Below are 16034 nucleotides of genomic sequence, written 5' to 3'. Positions count from 1 at the left end.
CTTTTTTATGTGAAAAATCTTTATATAGCAGAAGATATCATACATATTTAAATTACATGGAATCCTCGGTATTTATCTCTAACAAATTCTTTACTGCAACTTTTAGTTGTAAAGATTCTAAAAAATTTACAATATCCGTTTTAGAATAAGGGTTTTCGTAAAAATCATCATGGATGTCGTATGTTTGAACAATTATTGTATACTTTTCTTGATTCACTACGATTTCTGAAACAGCGATGATGTATTTATTATCACCACTAGAAGTTTCAGATTCGGGAATGAGTTTCCAGTTACCCGATTTTTCTATTACCTTATGGTTGTCTTCAAGTTTAACTTGCCCTTTAAAAATTTGTGTGAAGTAAGAATTTTGTTGGCTATTAAAACTTAAGGCTAAGGTAATATCGATTGATTCCCCGCTATTTGACCAGTAATTATAACTTGCTTTTGTAAGTCTATACTTTTCCGGAGCATTAATTACGGCTAATTGTAATTTGTCTGTGATTTCATTTGGTAACATTTGCCTACTTCTTTTAAATGCATTTCCATTAACACGTTGATCTAAAGAAGCTTTTATTTCCTTATTGTCATTTGTTTCCTTTTCTTCTACTGCAATATAATCGGCTGGGGTATTACTATTAAAGTTTGTAGTTTTAAATAGCGGTACACTTAGAATAGAAATTAAAATAATGGCTGCAGCCAAAACGGTATAATAAACTCCATGAAAGCTTTTAGTTGAGCTTTTATTTACTGTCTTACTGCGAATTTGCTGACTTTCTTCGCGAGAAAAGTGTACGTGTTTATCTAAGTATCCCTGAATCTCTTCTTTCACCTGTTTATCGAAGTTGTCCACTAGTATGACTCCTTTCCAATTTGTTTTGTAGCATTTTCTTTCCGCGAAGTAATCTTGATTTAATCGTATTAATATTTATGTTGAGGATTTCACTTATTTCAGTCATCGTCAATTCCTGATAATAATAAAGGATGAGCACCTCTTTATATTTAGCTGGTAGCTTGGCTATTTGTTCTATCATAGTTTTAGAATTCTGTTCATACATAAATTGTTCTTCTGCAGAGGGTACAGTATAAACCGTTGAAATAATGGGTTTATAAATAAGCTTTTTAATACTCCACCGTTTCTTGTAATCCTTACATTTATTAATCGTAATACGGATTAACCAAGTCTTATAACTGCATTCATGGCGGAAGCTGGGTAACTTTTGATAACAAGAAATAAAGACTTCCTGAATAATATCCTCACACTCAGACAGATCATTTACATATAAGAAAGCGATTCTTTTTAAATCAGTTGCATAGTCCTCCATCAGTTGATTTAGGATTTCATCTGATGAAGCTTCTGAATAATCTGCTTCAAGATCTATCACGCATTGCACCTCCCTTTATTAATTAGACGACTCTCAATTTGGTAATGACTCATAAAATTTTGGGATAAAACTATAAATAATAAAGTTCATCTCTATTAGAATACGTTAGAGTTACTATATAATGGTAGTAAATTACAAATTCACTACGGATAGAGGTGCTAGTAAATGGTGAGAAGAAGAGGTATATATGAGGTGAACGTAATAGGTAAGCCGTTAGTTTGTTTATTTTGCGAAGAAACTAGATTTAGGCACCGGGAAGTCTTTGTGAAATTGACTAATCATGAGCCGGGTGTGCAAAGAAAGAAATTAACACTGCAATCTTTCTCCTGTATTACATGCGCTCATGAAATGAAATTTGAAGAACGAGAACTTAATGGGGTAAGTACGATTGAATATGTTCAGGTGGGTGATTAAATGGTAGATCACTTAGTATCAGAAGAGAGCCGTTTATATATTTTTAAAAAGCCCATCCTTTGTCATATCTGCTCCCACGATATTTTTATCCCTATTGAAACGTTTACAGATGTTGAAAAACCAGGAATTCAAGTTACATTTGTACATAATACAGCCATTTGTCAGCAATGCGGCTTTGTTATACAATTTGGCGATCCGAGTTATTATGATAATGAAAATGACATATACCGCTGGGCACTCGATCAGCAGTTTATCAATGAACAACCAACCCCAGAAGCTCACGAGCCTTTTATAGATGCGGATACAATTGCCAAATATGAACGGTGCATTCATTTATCACTACAAATTTTGATTCAACATGACGAGTCCCCACAGACAATGCTTAATTTATATGACAATGCTGAATATTTAGCCATTGCCAACTATTTCGATGCGTCCTATGAGCAAACAAATAGTCAGCTCATAACAAGAGATTGTTTAGGCCTTTTACTGAGGAAGCTGATGGATAAAAATATAGCGGATTCGGATGAATTAATAAAGGTGCTGCAACATGACGATAACATGCATCTTGAATCGTTTTTAAAAGCGTTGATCATGAAGTAAAAAGGAGACACTATGAAGAAAATTATCATTTCTTTATTTATTGGGCTTGTCATTTTGTTCATCTATATTGCCTCCTACCGGGTTTCTGTAACACCTGAAGAAATGGTGGTGCAATATAAGGAACGCTGGGATGTGGAGCTACCAGTTCCAAATGAAATAATCGGCGTTTGGTCTACTAAATATCCCGCACGTGGGGATGGGGAGTGGGTGAATGAATTGCGATATGATCTTGTTGTTAATCCAGAACAACTACGTGATTTTGAAGAAGTAACTGATGAAAATTTAATTGCGGCTAATCGGCTTGTTAATAATTTTATAAATAGAGTTCAAAATATGTATAAAATTCAGCAAGATGAAGCATTCAAAAATGTGATTGCAGCATATACTACCAATTTAAAACCGGGTGATTATTACTTCCATCGATCAGAAAATGGTGATTTCGATACATTTACGGCAATTTATCAGAAAGAGGAAAATCGCATTTTACTCTTTGAATGGCATCAGTAATGGGAGACAAATTGATCAGAAAAATAGCCATCCACTTCATTATTTGTGGATGGCTTTAGTTATGTATATTCATGATGCAGTTATTGCTCCTTGCTTTTGAAATTTTTTACAATGTTATTGATACTCATGGGGTTTCTTACATGGGTGTAGTAATTGCTGGCAGCACCTAAACTTTCAAAAACTACTTTTATTATTTCTACGTTATCCTCCAATCTTATCTCCGAGAATTCATTTTCAGGCTCGTTTAATGAAATAGTCACAGAATATTTTTCCTTATCCAAAATAATAGAAACAAACGATGGATTCTGTTCAATACCGAAGAAAACGTCGATTTCATAATATGGGTTTGTTTCTTGCAGGATGCCAGGATGGAACATTTAATCACCCCCTTTATCAAAATATATAGTAAATAGGAGTGAAAATCTATCAAAAAATTAAAAATTTAGAATATTTTTTCGGAATAGTATAATTTGCATTATTGACCCATCTTTCCCTGATATCATGCTATTTTTGTAGATATACAGATTGTTTAAAATATCTTTCCCTTGGTCATTGATGAAATATCTACTATAATTAGAAATCGATTGGGTAAGGAGTAGGGGTGTTTTTCTAGTGATACAATTACAGCAAATTTCAAAAAAATTTGGTACGTTTGAGGCTGTTCATAATGTGACGTTAACGATTGAAAATGGGGAAATTCACGGTCTTATTGGAGCTAGTGGAGCTGGGAAATCGACGTTGCTACGTTTGATGAACTTGTTGGAAGTTCCTGATTGTGGTGCTGTTATTATCAATGGCCAGCAGCTGACCGAGTTAAATAGTACACAGCTTCGGGAAGCGAGAAAATCGATTGGGATGATTTTTCAGCATTTTCACTTAGTAGCGAATAAGACCGTCTTCGCTAATGTAGAAATTGCCCTCTCATTAGCGAATTATCCAAAACAATTACGTCAGGCGCGTGTTTTGGAATGTCTGAAATTTGTCGGGCTTGAACAGTTTGCTCAGCAATATCCTGCACAGCTAAGCGGCGGGCAAAAGCAGCGTGTCGCAATAGCGAGGGCGCTTGCAAATGAACCGGCAGTATTGCTTTGCGATGAGCCGACCTCTGCACTCGATACGAATACATCAGCGGAAATCCTGCGTGTACTACAAAAGGTAAATGAAACGCTAGGTGTAACGATTGTGCTCGTTAGTCATGAGCTTGATGTAGTCAAAAGCATCTGCCATCGCGCAACGGTTATGGATGCCGGTCAAATTTATGAAACAGTGGATTTAGTACCGACAGGCATAAAGGAAACGGACCATCACCCCCAAAGCTTTGTTAATCAGCTTGTGAAAGGTGGAGATGGACATGCCTAATGTACTCATCCAATATGAAGCCGAGATATGGCGGGCGGTAAGCGAAACGTTCTTCATGGTAGGCGTATCCATTATCGCGGCTGTACTTATCGGACTGCCAATTGGTACATATTTATTTCTTTGCGGCAAAGGGAAGTTACTAGAAAATCGCATCGTCTACAATATACTGAACTTAGCTGTAAATACAATCCGCTCGTTTCCATTTTTATTGCTCGTCGTATTTTTGATACCTTTTACAAGGCTAATTGTAGGGACTGCAATTGGTACGGTTGCAGCTACAATCCCACTATCGATTATTGCCATCGCCCATTATGCAAGGCTTGTCGAGCAATCATTGCTGGATGTACCAAAAGGTGTGATCGAGGCTGCGGTATCAATGGGAGCATCAGTTAAACGAATTATTTTTAGCTTTCTTTATGTGGAGGCGCGCTCGGGGCTTGTACTTGGTTTAACAACGTCGATTGTCAGCTTTATTTCGTATTCCACAATAATGGGGGTTGTTGGTGGTGGTGGGATTGGTGATTTTGCCATTCGTTACGGCTATCAGCAATTCAAAACAGATTTAATGCTTTACATGATTTTGATTATGATTATTTTGGTACAGCTCATTCAATTGCTTGGAACGACTGTAGCAAGATGGTTGGATAAAAGATAGGAGAATGATTGTGAAAAAAAGATGGTTATTAAGCTTAGCAGCAGCATTTGCATTAGTTGGCTGCACAGGGCAAGAGGAAGCAAAGGACAATAAAGATTCAGGAAATGAAGAAACAACATTAAAGGTCGCATCTTTAATTGCACCAATGACTGAAATTCTAGAGTTGGTTGAGCCGCAATTAGCGAAAGACGGCATCGACTTGGAAGTTGTCGTTTTAGGTGATAATGTACAACCTAACAGTGCACTCGCTGCGAAGGAAGTGGACGCAAACTTCTTCCAGCACGTCCCATACATGGAAGAATTCAATCGGAATAATGGCTCGAATTTAGTGCCAATTCAACCGATTTACTTTGCGAATTACGGTGTCTATGCAAAAAATCATGATTCGATCGATGACTTACCGGATGGTGCGACCGTAGCGATTGCCAATGATATTTCAAATGTTGACCGTTCTTTAATGCTGCTTGCCCAGCATAATGTCATTACATTAAAGGAAAAAACAGATGTGTATTATACGTTAGCGAGTATAGAGGACAATCCGAAAAATCTTCAGTTTAAAGAAGTTGATCTATTAATGCTGGCGCGGATGTATGATGATGCCGATGCAGTTGTCATGACACCAGCCTATGCGGCACCACTTGGTTTAACGCCAAAAAGTGATGCACTGCTGACAGAAGGTGTGGAAAACGACTTCGCGATTACATTAGTAGCTCGTGAGGACAATCAGGACGACAAAGCGATCAAAAAACTTGCTGAAGCAATGACAAGTGATGTAGTACGCGATTTCCTAAAGGAAAACTACAATGAAACGGCTACACCTGCTTTTGAATAGATAAATATATTGAAATGCCGAATCGCAGTCTTAGATGTGCGTTTCGGTTTTTTTCTATGAGAAGAATTAAAGATATTATATAATAAGTGAAATTGTAAAAAAGTGGGTGAAAGAATGTTTCCGACGTTATCAACAGACCGGTTAGTTTTAAGGGAAATTTTCCAGGAGGATGCAGAAGCTATTTATTCTAATTTTTCTGATGACCGCGTAACAAAACTTTATGGAATGAATACTTTTACAAAATTAGAGGAAGCTGAGAATTTAATTAATACTTTTTCTTCAAATTTCACACAAAAAAGAGGCATTCGCTGGGGGATTGAAAGAAAAGATAAAAAAGGTTTAATAGGTACGATCGGTTTCAACTTATGGTCACCAGCTCATAAACGAGCTGAAATTGGGTATGAAATGCATCCGGAATTCTGGAGACTTGGCTATACTTCAGAGGCTTTAAAGGAAATAGTTAATTACGGCTTTAATGAATTAGGTTTAACAAGAATGGGCGCCGTTGTCTTTATCGAAAATGATGCATCGATTCAATTATTGCTGAAAAATGGTTTTGAAAAAGAAGGTATTTTAAAAAAATATATATATCAAAATAATATAGCTTACGATGTAAATATGTTTTCAATAGTTAAATAGATGCAGAGAGTAGGGGTACAATGAAAACTTTTGGTAAACGAAATGATGATTTAAATTATTGTAAAAGAACGGGAGCTTATGCTGTTATTCAAAATGAAAAAGGGCAATTTTTATGTGTGGAAGAAGTGAATGGGTATTTGTTTCTGGCAGGTGGAGGTATTGAGGCTGGTGAAACTTCAGAGCAGGCACTGTTAAGAGAGTGTATAGAGGAAACAGGCTATAAAGTCGAAATTGTAAAATATATAGGGGAGGCCGAAAGACATTGGGTTTCAACAAAATATCCAAAGGACTCTCAGCATAATATCGGCATATTGTATGCTTGTGAACTATTGGAAAAGGTTGCGGAACCTGTTGAAATTGAACCGGTGCGCTGGGTATTTTTTAACGAACTGGAGGAGCGCCTTTTCCATGAACATCATTTATACTTAGTGAAACAGTATTTAAATAGTTTGTAATGGATAAGTGCTTGGAAACCGTCTTCTCTTTTACTTACATAGCACATAATGAAGTGCCAAAGCCGGTAATATTAGCGCTTCGGCATTTTCAATTAAGGCATCCACCCGCCTCCAATCCCATTATTCTCGGCGAACGTATACAGCTGTTCAAGCTTAGCTGCATTGTAATGATTCAAGTTGTCTTTTAAAATTTCTTGATTAAGTAATGCCTCGTTTCTTTCGATTAAGCTATTAAGATATTGAGGAGCGGCCAATTTATCGCTTTTTCGTGTATTACATGTGGGGCAAGCGAGAACAAAGTTCCAGAGCAAATCATTTTGGAAATAGCTCCAAGGAATAAAGTGATCGACATGTGTTTTCGAGTGCAGTGTTTTATTACAATAAAAGCAAGCCGTCACACCTGCTTGTTGCAATAAACGTTCAAAAGCCTTTAATGACTGGCGTTCTGTAATGAATTCAACTTTCGTCAATAAACTTTGTACTTTTTCGAGTTCGTTAAATTTTTCAAGGAATAGAGCCAATTGATAATTTGTCACATTCGTTAAAATGCGTTTATACGTTTGTAGAAATAATAAATATTTAGGGTGAAGCTGTAAATATTCCCGCTTTAAATCAAACGTATAGATCTCTCCGTTAAAGTCTCCGTAGAGTGCACCAATGACATATTTTTTCCCTACTTGCTTCACTTTTTGAATGAGCTCAATTTTCTGTGTATCTGTCAGCTTTTCAAAATTCCAATGGGGTGGTATAGCATTTTGTTGGGCAAATTTATCGATTTCTTTTTGAACACTAGATGGCTGGGTACGAGTATTGGATTGCCAAAGACCATGATCAATGACAAGATTCCAATAAATTTTCGTAAACGAATAAAAAATTGAGTCATAGGAAATTTCATTATGTTCATTGGCAGTTATACACGCCTCTAATAAAGCTTTAAAAAATCCATACTTATAGGTTGTTGTCGTTTTCCCATGATAAAAGAAATGGTGAAGTGTATTCCAGGCTTCCTGGTCGGTTACATAAGTTTTCTTCATTTCTGCGACTTGTAGTTTCCAGGACATGACTTCACCTCACTAATTTAATATATGGGGTTATTATACAATAAAGGTGATAATTTTATATAAAAAAACCCATCTTAGAGTTTAAGGCTCAGATGGGTTACTGTTAGCAGTTAGAAAATCTTCTTTGTATCACGATCATCTTTTAGAATTTCTACAGCCTCTCTAAATCGCAGCGAATGGACAATTTCGCGTTCTCTTAAAAAAATTAAACTATCATTTAAGTCACGGTCATCCGACATATCAATGATCCACTGGTACGTAGCGCGGGCTTTTTCTTCTGCAGCGATATCTTCATACAAATCGGCAATCGGATCTCCCTTTGCCTGGATATAGGAAGCGGTAAAAGGTACTCCGGCAGCATTTTGATAGAATAGGGCTTTGTCATGATTGACGTAATGGTCAGCTAGACCTGCTTCTTTCATTTGTTCAGGAGTAGCATCTTTTGTGAGCTTGTAAATCATCGTTGCGATCATCTCAAGGTGAGAAAATTCTTCTGTGGCAATATCTGTCAAAAGACCGACTACTTTATCTGGAAGTGTATAGCGTTGATTCATATACCGGAGTGCGGCAGCTAACTCCCCATCAGCTCCCCCATACTGTTCGATTAAATACTTTGCAAGCGTTGGATTACACGTACTAACCTTTACCGGGTATTGCAATTTCTTTTCATAATACCACACACATCTTCCTCCTAATAAAAGTAGCTTTTAAACTTGCCAAGGCCATGGGGTATCCACCCAGTTAAATGGATAATTGGAATAACTTCTGCCAAAATTCATTAAAGGACCAAATTTTTGCTCAAATTGGATTTTTAATTTCATACTTTGTTCCGTGAAGTCATTAAACTGCTGAATTATTTCAAAATCATCAGGGTGGGTGTCTAAATAAAGGTTTAACTCAACAATGACAAAATCAATTGCCTGAATTTCCTCCAGAAGGGTATAAAATTCAGGGGGCATTTGTTTGCTCACGATGATTCATTCCTTTTTTCAGGATTAGGATATGGACTAAATAGCTGAGGCCATAGGGTACCATGCATTAAAGCTTCTTTAGCTGTTTGAAATTGGGGTAATCCACTAGGTTGAAATCCGATGTAAAGTTGTGGGGGAGTAGAATAGCTTTTCACTTCAATAGGTTTGCACGGGTCGTTCGGGCTAATATACGGTTTCCAGTATTTATATTGTGTAAACACAAAACGCTCCTCTCAGGGTAGTGTGTATCATTTAAGTGTATGTTAAGAAATAAAAATAATGAATCCCGTGCTTGTTTAATCATGTATTTTCAGGGAGAATGGTGTAATTTTATGGTTATTCATGGAATTTTATAAGATGAAGCAAGTTAGAAGTGCGCACAAATCACCTATAAAGCAATTTGTGCTTTGTGTAGCCTAGGTGTGAGCTGAATTTTATATAACGCGTGTCAGGGAAAACATTGACTGTGGTAACGCTATTCTGATTTTATAATTAAATTATGCCAAATCGAACACCAATTTTTGTTTTGTATTCGATTTAAATAAATAGTATGTAGATTGGAGTTTCGGTTAAATGGAGGGGTAGGTCTAACTATGCCTTCAAATAAATCGCCCAATCCATAAGGAGCCATAATCTCTATCTTCTCATTATTTAGACGGACAGCAATTGCTGTAGGTGTTTCAGGAAAATGGGCTACACCATCAAATGAAGATAAATAAGGAGAGACTTTATTTTTAATATGCATTCTTGCTTGGTTTTTTACCGACCAAGGTTGAGTGGGCATTATATGTTGCAACTTGGATTCCAAGAACTTTTCCGTCTCTGTTGAACGATCGGATTTATCAAAATAAATGACATCAATATCGTTTATTTCTGTTTGTAAGTTATGTAAATAATCCCAAACCTTATTTCGAATAACACCAGCTGCAACCCAGCAATCGTTTAATTGTAAGGTCTGTACGTTTTTTAAAATTGACATAAATACATCGTCTGATTTTATGATTTTAGTCAGCTCTAATTCATAATTCAATAAGGTTATCTCCTTTGGTTAGTATCAATCGTATTTTCATTTTCAATTTTACCTATACGTTCATTCAATTCATCTATTTTTTTTTGTAAATTAAGTATTTCTTGTTTTTCAGCACTGAATCGTTCCTCTGCCCGATTCGCGTTTTTCTTAAACGATTTATATAAGAAAGTAACAAAAATAAAAGAAAGCGCCATAGCCCCCAACATAAGGAGTGTTGCCAATATATCTCCTATATTTAGAACAGTTGCTCCGCTGGATGTGCTGTTAGTCATAAGTTTATTCCTCCATATTTTTTGTTTTTTCAAAATGAGTGAGAATTGATTTTTCAAAATTTAATTTTTATCCGATTGCTTTTCCAATTCACTTTCGATTTCCTCATCACTTACTACTTCTACTACCTCTGTATTTTTAGCTTCTATATCATCGGGAAACTTATTTTTAGCTAATTGACCAATATACGAATAATTGATTCCATGTTTTACTGCAAGAAATATAACGATATAAAGCAAAAACAAGAAAAAGATTGTACCCATTTAACTACCCCCATCTTTTATTTCAACTACAATGTATTATTGCGCGTTATGCTTATTAATAAAGACTACTCAAAATTTCTCATAATCAAATCTGAAGAAACAGGCTTTAGCTGCATTTCTCTTGCCCAGATGGATAATTGACCGATGTGGTGGACTTCATGTGTGATGATATGGGCCAATATCTTTTTTTGAGTAAAATGCAGAATAGTTTTGTCGCGCCGTGTTACATTAACAATTACATTCTCATAGTCAGAAGGTAAATGTTTAATGAATCTTTCCGTATGTGCTTTCACAAAAGTAGAGTAAGCTTTAACTGCATTTAAATCGTCAATTTCTTTACGTGCTTCAAAAACAATTTTTGATTCAAGCATTGAATTTAACCATAATAGTTCACAATCTACTATATGTATTAATGTTTCCCGAATACTTTTCATTCCGCCTGTACGCTCTTTATGAAACTCTTCTACAGGTAGTGTCTCACACCACTGCAGCCAGTCTTCACGTACTTGCCAGTTATATTGGAATAAAGATAACATCTTCCACCTCGTCTTATCAAAATAGAAAATCTAAAAGAATTATAACTTACTGGTTGATATATTGGAACAATATGTATAGTGTAATAAAAAACCATTACAAAATTAAAATATATAAACAGTTGACACATACCCTGTGGGGTAGTAAGATGAGGTCAAGCTAATAAAAACATTTAAAAAAGAGGTGAGCATATGCAATACGATCCAAAGGTGCTGGCACGCATGAAAAAGATGGAAGGTCAGCTTCGAGGCATTTTACGGATGATGGAAGAAGAGAAGGATTGCAAAGATGTCATCACTCAGCTAAGTGCTGTGCGTTCTGCTGTTGACCGAACTATTGGTGTTATTGTAACAGATAATCTAGTGGAGTGTCTTTCAAAGGAAGATGCAGAAACAGTAGATAAAAATGCAATCGTTAAACAGGCAGTAGATTTATTAGTAAAAAGTCGATAAGACTTTTTATTTTTAACATAAAATATACCTATAGGGGTAAGGGGACAATAAATTGGAAAAGAAAAGAACAACCATCGTTTTATTCAGCGGTGATTATGATAAGGCAATGGCAGCTTATATTATTGCGAATGGTGCAGCAGCATATGATCATGAGGTAACAATATTCCATACGTTCTGGGGTATCAATGCTTTACGAAAACAAGAGCCAGTAGCCGTACAAAAAGGATTTTTAGAAAAAATGTTTGCAAAAATGATGCCTCGTGGCGCTGAAAAGCTTGGCTTATCAAAAATGCAAATGCTAGGTATGGGACCGAAAATGATTAAGCATGTTATGAAAAAGCATAATGCGTTAACGTTGACACAATTGGTTGAAATGGCACAAGAACAGGATATTAAGCTTGTTACATGTACGATGACAATGGATTTATTAGGTCTTCAAAAAGAGGAATTATTAGATGGCATAGAGTACGCGGGTGTTGCAGCATACTTAGCAGATGCGGAAGAAGGAAACGTAAATCTATTCATTTAAGAGGTGACTTATGGAAATAGTAATTCTAATTGCAGTAATTGTTGCATTTTTTGTTTGGCGTATGAAGCCGACAAAAGGAGTAAATACTATATCGACAGCTCAACTTAAAACAATGATTAATGATCGTAATAAAGTATTTATTGATGTTCGTACACCAGGTGAGTACAAAGCACGTAATATCAAGCAATTTAAAAACATCCCACTAGGCTCTGACTTTTCTAAATTGCCAAAGGATAAGGAAATTGTTGTGATTTGTCAAAGTGGTATGCGATCTAGTCAGGCTTGTAAACAATTAAAAAAACAAGGATTTGAAAATGTGACGAATGTCCGTGGCGGTATGAGCGCATATTAGGAGGAATTAACATGAAAACCATTTTACCAGAAGAAGTAAAGAAAAAGTTAGAAGCAGGCGAGTCGGTACATTTAATCGATGTTCGCGAAGTAGATGAAGTAGAGTCAGGTCACATTCCAGGGATTAAACATATACCTTTAGGGTTACTTGAATTCCGCATGAATGAATTGGATAAAAAAACACCATATATTATGGTATGCCGTTCTGGCGGTCGCAGTGGTCAAGCTACAGCATATTTAGAGTCTCAAGGTTTTAATGTAACGAATATGGCTGGCGGTATGCTTGAGTGGACTGGCGAAGTAAAATAAAAAATTTTAAACGAAAATATACCCTGTTAGGTATGGATGGAGGATTCATATGATTAAATCAGATGTACAGCTCGATGCAAAGGGCTTAGCTTGCCCGATGCCTATTGTCAAAACAAAGAAAGCAATGGGTAATTTAGAAGAAGGTCAAGTATTGGAAATTCAGGCAACAGATAAAGGTTCTGTAGCGGATTTAGCAGCTTGGTCAAAAACAGTTGGTCATCAATACATTGGGACTAATGAAGAAAATGGCGTATTTTATCACTATATCCGAAAATGCAATCCAGATGTAAGCAAAGCAGCGGAGAAGTCGTATGAAAAAACGATTTCAAATGAAGCAGCTATAAAAGAAGATGGCATTATTTTAGATGTGCGTGAAGCAGCGGAATATGCTTTCGGTCATATTCCAGGCGCAAAATCAATCCCAATGGGTGAGTTATCAGAGCGTATGAATGAACTGGACAAGGCACAAACTATTTATGTTATTTGCCGTACAGGGACACGCTCAGATTTAGCAGCTCAGCAATTATCTGAAGCAGGCTTTACAAAAGTTTATAACGTCTTACCTGGTATGACAGGGTATGAAGGCGAACTACAGAGAGAGGTTGAATAATATGTCAAACAAAGTAGCGATTATCGCAGCAAACGGTGGACTTTTCGATGCATATAAAGTATTTAATATTGCCACTGCAGCAGCAGCGTCAGAAAAAGAAGTTCAAATTTTCTTTACATTTGAAGGCTTGAATCTAATTCATAAACAAGGTATGCATGCACTTGAAATGCCAGCTGGCAAAGAGCACTTTGCACAAGGGTTTGCCAATGCAAATGTCCCAGCAATTCCACAATTAGTGGAGATGGCACAAGATTTAGGCGTACAATTCATCGCATGCCAAATGACAATGGACGTAATGGGTTTAACAAAAGAAGATTTCGTAGATGGAATTAGTGTAGGTGGCGCTGTAACATTCTTGGAATATGCGAAGGATGCAGCACCAACTTTAACATTTTAATCTTAAGGTTTTAGTAGCAACTTGCTACTAGAGCCTAAAAAATTTTAAATAAAATAATACCTATGGGGGTACTTGATATGACAGTAACAGCTTGGACAGCGGCACAAGTTGCACGCAAAGTAATCGAGAACAAAGAATTATTTATTTTAGACGTACGTAATACAGATGCATTTGAAGATTGGAAAATTGAAGGACATCAATTCGAATACTTAAATATTCCTTACTTCGATCTTTTGGATGGAGTAGAAGAGATTTTACCGAAGATTTCTAAAGATAAAGAAGTTTTAGTCGTATGTGCGAAGGAAGGTTCTTCTATTATGATCGCGGAAATGCTGTCGGATGCAGGCCTTACAGTGGCTTATCTTCAAGGTGGGATGAAATCATGGTCAATGTACCTTGAGCCAATCAAAGTGGGCGACCTAAAAAATGGTGGCGAGCTATACCAATTTGTCCGTTTAGGTAAAGGCTGTCTTTCTTACATGGCGATTAATGGCGGAGAAGCTGCAATAATCGATGCGGTACGCTTTACAGATGTATTTACAGACTTTGCAAAAGAAAAAGGTGTAGAGATTAAACATGTATTCGATACACATCTGCACGCTGATCACATTTCCGGTGGACGTCATATCGCAGCTGAAACTGGTGCAACATACTACTTGCCGCCAAAAGATGCGGAAGAAGTAGTGTTTGACTATACACCTTTAACAGATGGATTAACAGTACATTTAGGTGCATCACAAATTGAAGTAGGCGCGATGTATTCGCCAGGTCATACAATCGGTTCAACATCTTTCGTAATTGATGGTAAATATTTATTAACAGGTGACATTTTATTCATCGATTCAATCGGTCGTCCGGACTTAGCTGGTTTAGCTGAGGACTGGGTTGGTGATTTACGCGAAACATTATATAAACGCTATCGCACATTAGCAGAGGACTTAATCGTATTACCTGCTCACTTTATGATTATTGAAGAGCTGAATGAAGATGGTACAGTGGCAAAACGCCTTGGTGACTTATTCGCTGAAAACCATGGTTTAAATGTGGAGGACGAAGCAGTATTCCGTTCAATGGTAACAGATAACTTACCGCCACAGCCAAATGCTTATCAGGAAATCCGTATTGTAAACATGGGGAAAGTGACACCTAGTGATGAAGAGCAAACGGAAATGGAAATTGGACCAAATCGTTGCGCAGTACGTTAATTCATTCATAAATAAAATGTTATACCTATCGCTTGCCTCGTGCTCAAGAGGCAAGCAACCGTTTTGTACGGTAAATAAGAAAATCGCTTACAAAAATCATTTTTAAGAATAGAGGAAACCAATATGAATATCGCAAAAACTTTAGATGCAAAAGGCTTAGCTTGCCCAATGCCAATCGTACGTACGAAAAAAACTATCGACACAATTAATTCAGGTGAAATTTTAGAAGTATTAGTAACAGACAAAGGTGCACTGAATGACTTTACTGCATGGGCTGGTGCTGGTGGTCACACAATCGTAGAACAAAAAGAAGAAGCAGGCGTACTGTACTTCTACATCCAAAAAGCATAAAAAAATAGCGAGTAGAGAGAAGTTCTACTCGCTATATTTTTTTCGAAAGAAGGCATTTATATGGAAATCGATTTATCGTTCGCATTTATAGCGGTCATTTTTGCACTCGGGTTTGTCGGCTCATTTATTTCCGGCATGCTCGGTGTTGGCGGTTCGATTATTAAATACCCATTGTTACTTTATATCCCACCAATGTTTGGTCTAGTCGCATTTACTGCTCATGAAGTTTCAGGGATAAGTGCTGTACAAGTATTATTTGCTTCGATTGCAGGAGTTTGGGCTTATCGTAAAAGCGGATTGTTAAACAAGGACTTAATCATATACATGGGTGCCGCGATTTTAATTGGTAGTTTTATCGGTAGTTACGGATCTGGTTTTTTATCAGAAGATGCCGTCAATATCGTTTATGGTATATTAGCCGGAATCGCAGCTATAATGATGTTCATTCCACGGAAAACGGTTGAAGATAGTAAAGAGATTACATTTAATAAGGTATTAGCCAGCTCGCTTGCACTTGTTGTCGGAGTAGGCTCAGGAATTGTCGGAGCAGCAGGTGGATTTTTACTTGTGCCGATTATGCTGACGATCCTTAAAATCCCAACACGCGTGACAATTGCGACTAGTTTAGCGATTACTTTTATTTCGTCAATCGGCGGCAGTATCGGGAAAGTGATGACTGGTCAAGTCGAATATTGGCCGGCTTTTATAATGATTATTGCAAGTATTATCGCTGCTCCATTAGGTGCAAAAGTTGGGCAGAAAATGAACGTGAAAATGCTACAATGGCTACTTGCAGTGATGATTGGTGCAACTGCAATTAAAATATGGGTTGATATTTTTCAACAATAGGAGGTG

At 36.8% G+C, this 16034-nt stretch carries 27 protein-coding genes; 16 read left to right on the top strand and 11 right to left on the bottom strand.

Annotation, left to right across the window (positions count from 1 at the left end; genetic code table 11):
• Positions 1 to 52 precede the first annotated feature (52 nt).
• Both MHH95_RS15300 and MHH95_RS15295 read right to left on the bottom strand, forming a co-directional pair.
• A complete protein-coding gene (locus MHH95_RS15300; RefSeq protein WP_340728292.1) occupies positions 53 to 850 on the bottom strand; it encodes a hypothetical protein in 798 nt (265 codons plus the stop codon).
• Positions 834 to 1382: a sigma-70 family RNA polymerase sigma factor gene (locus MHH95_RS15295; RefSeq protein WP_340728291.1), complete on the bottom strand. Its 549-nt coding sequence runs from the start codon at positions 1380 to 1382 to the stop codon at positions 834 to 836. Before MHH95_RS15295 ends, MHH95_RS15300 begins: the two co-directional genes overlap by 17 nt.
• Before the next feature lie 414 nt (positions 1383 to 1796).
• On the opposite strand from MHH95_RS15295, the gene MHH95_RS15290 reads away from it, so the two are divergent.
• Both MHH95_RS15290 and MHH95_RS15285 read left to right on the top strand, forming a co-directional pair.
• A complete protein-coding gene (locus tag MHH95_RS15290; protein ID WP_191699930.1) occupies positions 1797 to 2399 on the top strand; it encodes a hypothetical protein in 603 nt (200 codons plus the stop codon).
• A gap of 12 nt (positions 2400 to 2411) precedes the next feature.
• Entirely contained in the window at positions 2412 to 2906 is a 495-nt protein-coding gene (locus MHH95_RS15285) for a hypothetical protein (RefSeq protein WP_225231232.1), read from the top strand.
• Between the two features lie 80 nt (positions 2907 to 2986).
• Here MHH95_RS15285 and MHH95_RS15280 read toward each other — a convergent pair whose 3' ends face one another.
• Positions 2987 to 3283: a hypothetical protein gene (locus MHH95_RS15280; protein ID WP_191699929.1), complete on the bottom strand. Its 297-nt coding sequence runs from the start codon at positions 3281 to 3283 to the stop codon at positions 2987 to 2989.
• Positions 3284 to 3518: 235 nt separating this feature from the next.
• Here MHH95_RS15280 and MHH95_RS15275 point away from each other — a divergent pair, with 235 nt between their 5' ends.
• From MHH95_RS15275 to MHH95_RS15255, 5 genes are all read left to right on the top strand, one after another.
• Positions 3519 to 4265, top strand: a complete 747-nt coding sequence (locus tag MHH95_RS15275; RefSeq protein WP_340728290.1) for a methionine ABC transporter ATP-binding protein — start codon at positions 3519 to 3521, stop codon at positions 4263 to 4265.
• The gene (locus MHH95_RS15270; RefSeq protein WP_191699927.1) at positions 4258 to 4920 is read left to right on the top strand and encodes a methionine ABC transporter permease; all 663 of its coding nucleotides are present in this window, start codon (positions 4258 to 4260) and stop codon (positions 4918 to 4920) included. The genes MHH95_RS15275 and MHH95_RS15270 overlap by 8 nt, the downstream gene beginning before the upstream one ends.
• A 10-nt stretch (positions 4921 to 4930) precedes the next feature.
• The gene (locus tag MHH95_RS15265; protein WP_318245198.1) at positions 4931 to 5752 is read left to right on the top strand and encodes a MetQ/NlpA family ABC transporter substrate-binding protein; all 822 of its coding nucleotides are present in this window, start codon (positions 4931 to 4933) and stop codon (positions 5750 to 5752) included.
• A gap of 114 nt (positions 5753 to 5866) precedes the next feature.
• On the top strand, positions 5867 to 6391 hold the full coding sequence (locus tag MHH95_RS15260; RefSeq protein ID WP_340728289.1) for a GNAT family N-acetyltransferase: 525 nt from the start codon (positions 5867 to 5869) through the stop codon (positions 6389 to 6391).
• 20 nt (positions 6392 to 6411) lie between these two features.
• Positions 6412 to 6846, top strand: coding sequence for an NUDIX domain-containing protein (locus tag MHH95_RS15255; protein WP_191699925.1), 435 nt, complete (start codon positions 6412 to 6414; stop codon positions 6844 to 6846).
• 92 nt (positions 6847 to 6938) lie between these two features.
• On the opposite strand, the gene MHH95_RS15250 is transcribed toward MHH95_RS15255, so the two are convergent.
• The 8 genes from MHH95_RS15250 to MHH95_RS15215 all read right to left on the bottom strand — a co-directional run bounded on the left by MHH95_RS15250 (position 6939) and on the right by MHH95_RS15215 (position 10977).
• The gene (locus MHH95_RS15250; RefSeq protein ID WP_340728288.1) at positions 6939 to 7907 is read right to left on the bottom strand and encodes an HNH endonuclease; all 969 of its coding nucleotides are present in this window, start codon (positions 7905 to 7907) and stop codon (positions 6939 to 6941) included.
• 110 nt (positions 7908 to 8017) lie between these two features.
• Positions 8018 to 8587, bottom strand: a complete 570-nt coding sequence (locus MHH95_RS15245; protein WP_191699923.1) for a manganese catalase family protein — start codon at positions 8585 to 8587, stop codon at positions 8018 to 8020.
• 27 nt (positions 8588 to 8614) lie between these two features.
• Positions 8615 to 8878, bottom strand: coding sequence for a spore coat protein CotJB (locus tag MHH95_RS15240; protein WP_318245196.1), 264 nt, complete (start codon positions 8876 to 8878; stop codon positions 8615 to 8617).
• A complete protein-coding gene (locus tag MHH95_RS15235) occupies positions 8875 to 9099 on the bottom strand; it encodes a spore coat associated protein CotJA (protein WP_340728287.1) in 225 nt (74 codons plus the stop codon). The genes MHH95_RS15240 and MHH95_RS15235 overlap by 4 nt, the downstream gene beginning before the upstream one ends.
• 254 nt (positions 9100 to 9353) lie before the next feature.
• Positions 9354 to 9908: a nucleotidyltransferase family protein gene (locus MHH95_RS15230; protein ID WP_340728286.1), complete on the bottom strand. Its 555-nt coding sequence runs from the start codon at positions 9906 to 9908 to the stop codon at positions 9354 to 9356.
• A 5-nt stretch (positions 9909 to 9913) separates the two neighbouring features.
• Positions 9914 to 10180 carry a hypothetical protein gene (locus MHH95_RS15225; RefSeq protein WP_340728285.1) on the bottom strand — a complete coding sequence of 89 codons (267 nt, stop codon included), beginning with the start codon at positions 10178 to 10180 and terminating at the stop codon, positions 9914 to 9916.
• A gap of 60 nt (positions 10181 to 10240) precedes the next feature.
• A complete protein-coding gene (locus MHH95_RS15220; RefSeq protein WP_191699920.1) occupies positions 10241 to 10441 on the bottom strand; it encodes a hypothetical protein in 201 nt (66 codons plus the stop codon).
• 65 nt (positions 10442 to 10506) lie between these two features.
• Complete coding sequence (locus MHH95_RS15215) at positions 10507 to 10977, bottom strand: DinB family protein (protein ID WP_340728284.1); 471 nt, start codon at positions 10975 to 10977, stop codon at positions 10507 to 10509.
• Positions 10978 to 11166: 189 nt separating this feature from the next.
• On the opposite strand from MHH95_RS15215, the gene MHH95_RS15210 reads away from it, so the two are divergent.
• The 9 genes from MHH95_RS15210 to MHH95_RS15170 all read left to right on the top strand — a co-directional run bounded on the left by MHH95_RS15210 (position 11167) and on the right by MHH95_RS15170 (position 16028).
• Positions 11167 to 11427: a metal-sensitive transcriptional regulator gene (locus MHH95_RS15210; protein WP_340728283.1), complete on the top strand. Its 261-nt coding sequence runs from the start codon at positions 11167 to 11169 to the stop codon at positions 11425 to 11427.
• 52 nt (positions 11428 to 11479) lie between these two features.
• Positions 11480 to 11956, top strand: coding sequence for a DsrE/DsrF/DrsH-like family protein (locus MHH95_RS15205; RefSeq protein WP_340728282.1), 477 nt, complete (start codon positions 11480 to 11482; stop codon positions 11954 to 11956).
• Between the two features lie 10 nt (positions 11957 to 11966).
• On the top strand, positions 11967 to 12308 hold the full coding sequence (locus MHH95_RS15200) for a rhodanese-like domain-containing protein (protein ID WP_191699916.1): 342 nt from the start codon (positions 11967 to 11969) through the stop codon (positions 12306 to 12308).
• Between the two features lie 11 nt (positions 12309 to 12319).
• A complete protein-coding gene (locus MHH95_RS15195) occupies positions 12320 to 12616 on the top strand; it encodes a rhodanese-like domain-containing protein (RefSeq protein ID WP_340728281.1) in 297 nt (98 codons plus the stop codon).
• 49 nt (positions 12617 to 12665) lie between these two features.
• Positions 12666 to 13226 carry a sulfurtransferase TusA family protein gene (locus tag MHH95_RS15190; RefSeq protein ID WP_340728280.1) on the top strand — a complete coding sequence of 187 codons (561 nt, stop codon included), beginning with the start codon at positions 12666 to 12668 and terminating at the stop codon, positions 13224 to 13226.
• A gap of 1 nt (position 13227) precedes the next feature.
• A complete protein-coding gene (locus tag MHH95_RS15185; RefSeq protein ID WP_339212716.1) occupies positions 13228 to 13623 on the top strand; it encodes a DsrE/DsrF/DrsH-like family protein in 396 nt (131 codons plus the stop codon).
• A 77-nt stretch (positions 13624 to 13700) separates the two neighbouring features.
• Positions 13701 to 14828, top strand: a complete 1128-nt coding sequence (locus MHH95_RS15180) for an MBL fold metallo-hydrolase (protein ID WP_340728279.1) — start codon at positions 13701 to 13703, stop codon at positions 14826 to 14828.
• Positions 14829 to 14951: 123 nt separating this feature from the next.
• On the top strand, positions 14952 to 15179 hold the full coding sequence (locus tag MHH95_RS15175) for a sulfurtransferase TusA family protein (RefSeq protein ID WP_191699911.1): 228 nt from the start codon (positions 14952 to 14954) through the stop codon (positions 15177 to 15179).
• Between the two features lie 60 nt (positions 15180 to 15239).
• Positions 15240 to 16028 (top strand): sulfite exporter TauE/SafE family protein, encoded by a 789-nt coding sequence (locus tag MHH95_RS15170; RefSeq protein ID WP_445683019.1) that lies wholly within the window; start codon positions 15240 to 15242, stop codon positions 16026 to 16028.
• The last annotated feature ends 6 nt before the right edge of the window (positions 16029 to 16034 follow it).

It is taken from the genome of Solibacillus sp. FSL K6-4121 (genome assembly GCF_038002585.1).
Taxonomy (GTDB): domain Bacteria; phylum Bacillota; class Bacilli; order Bacillales_A; family Planococcaceae; genus Solibacillus; species Solibacillus faecavium.
This window is presented reverse-complemented; position numbering and strand designations above follow the sequence as displayed.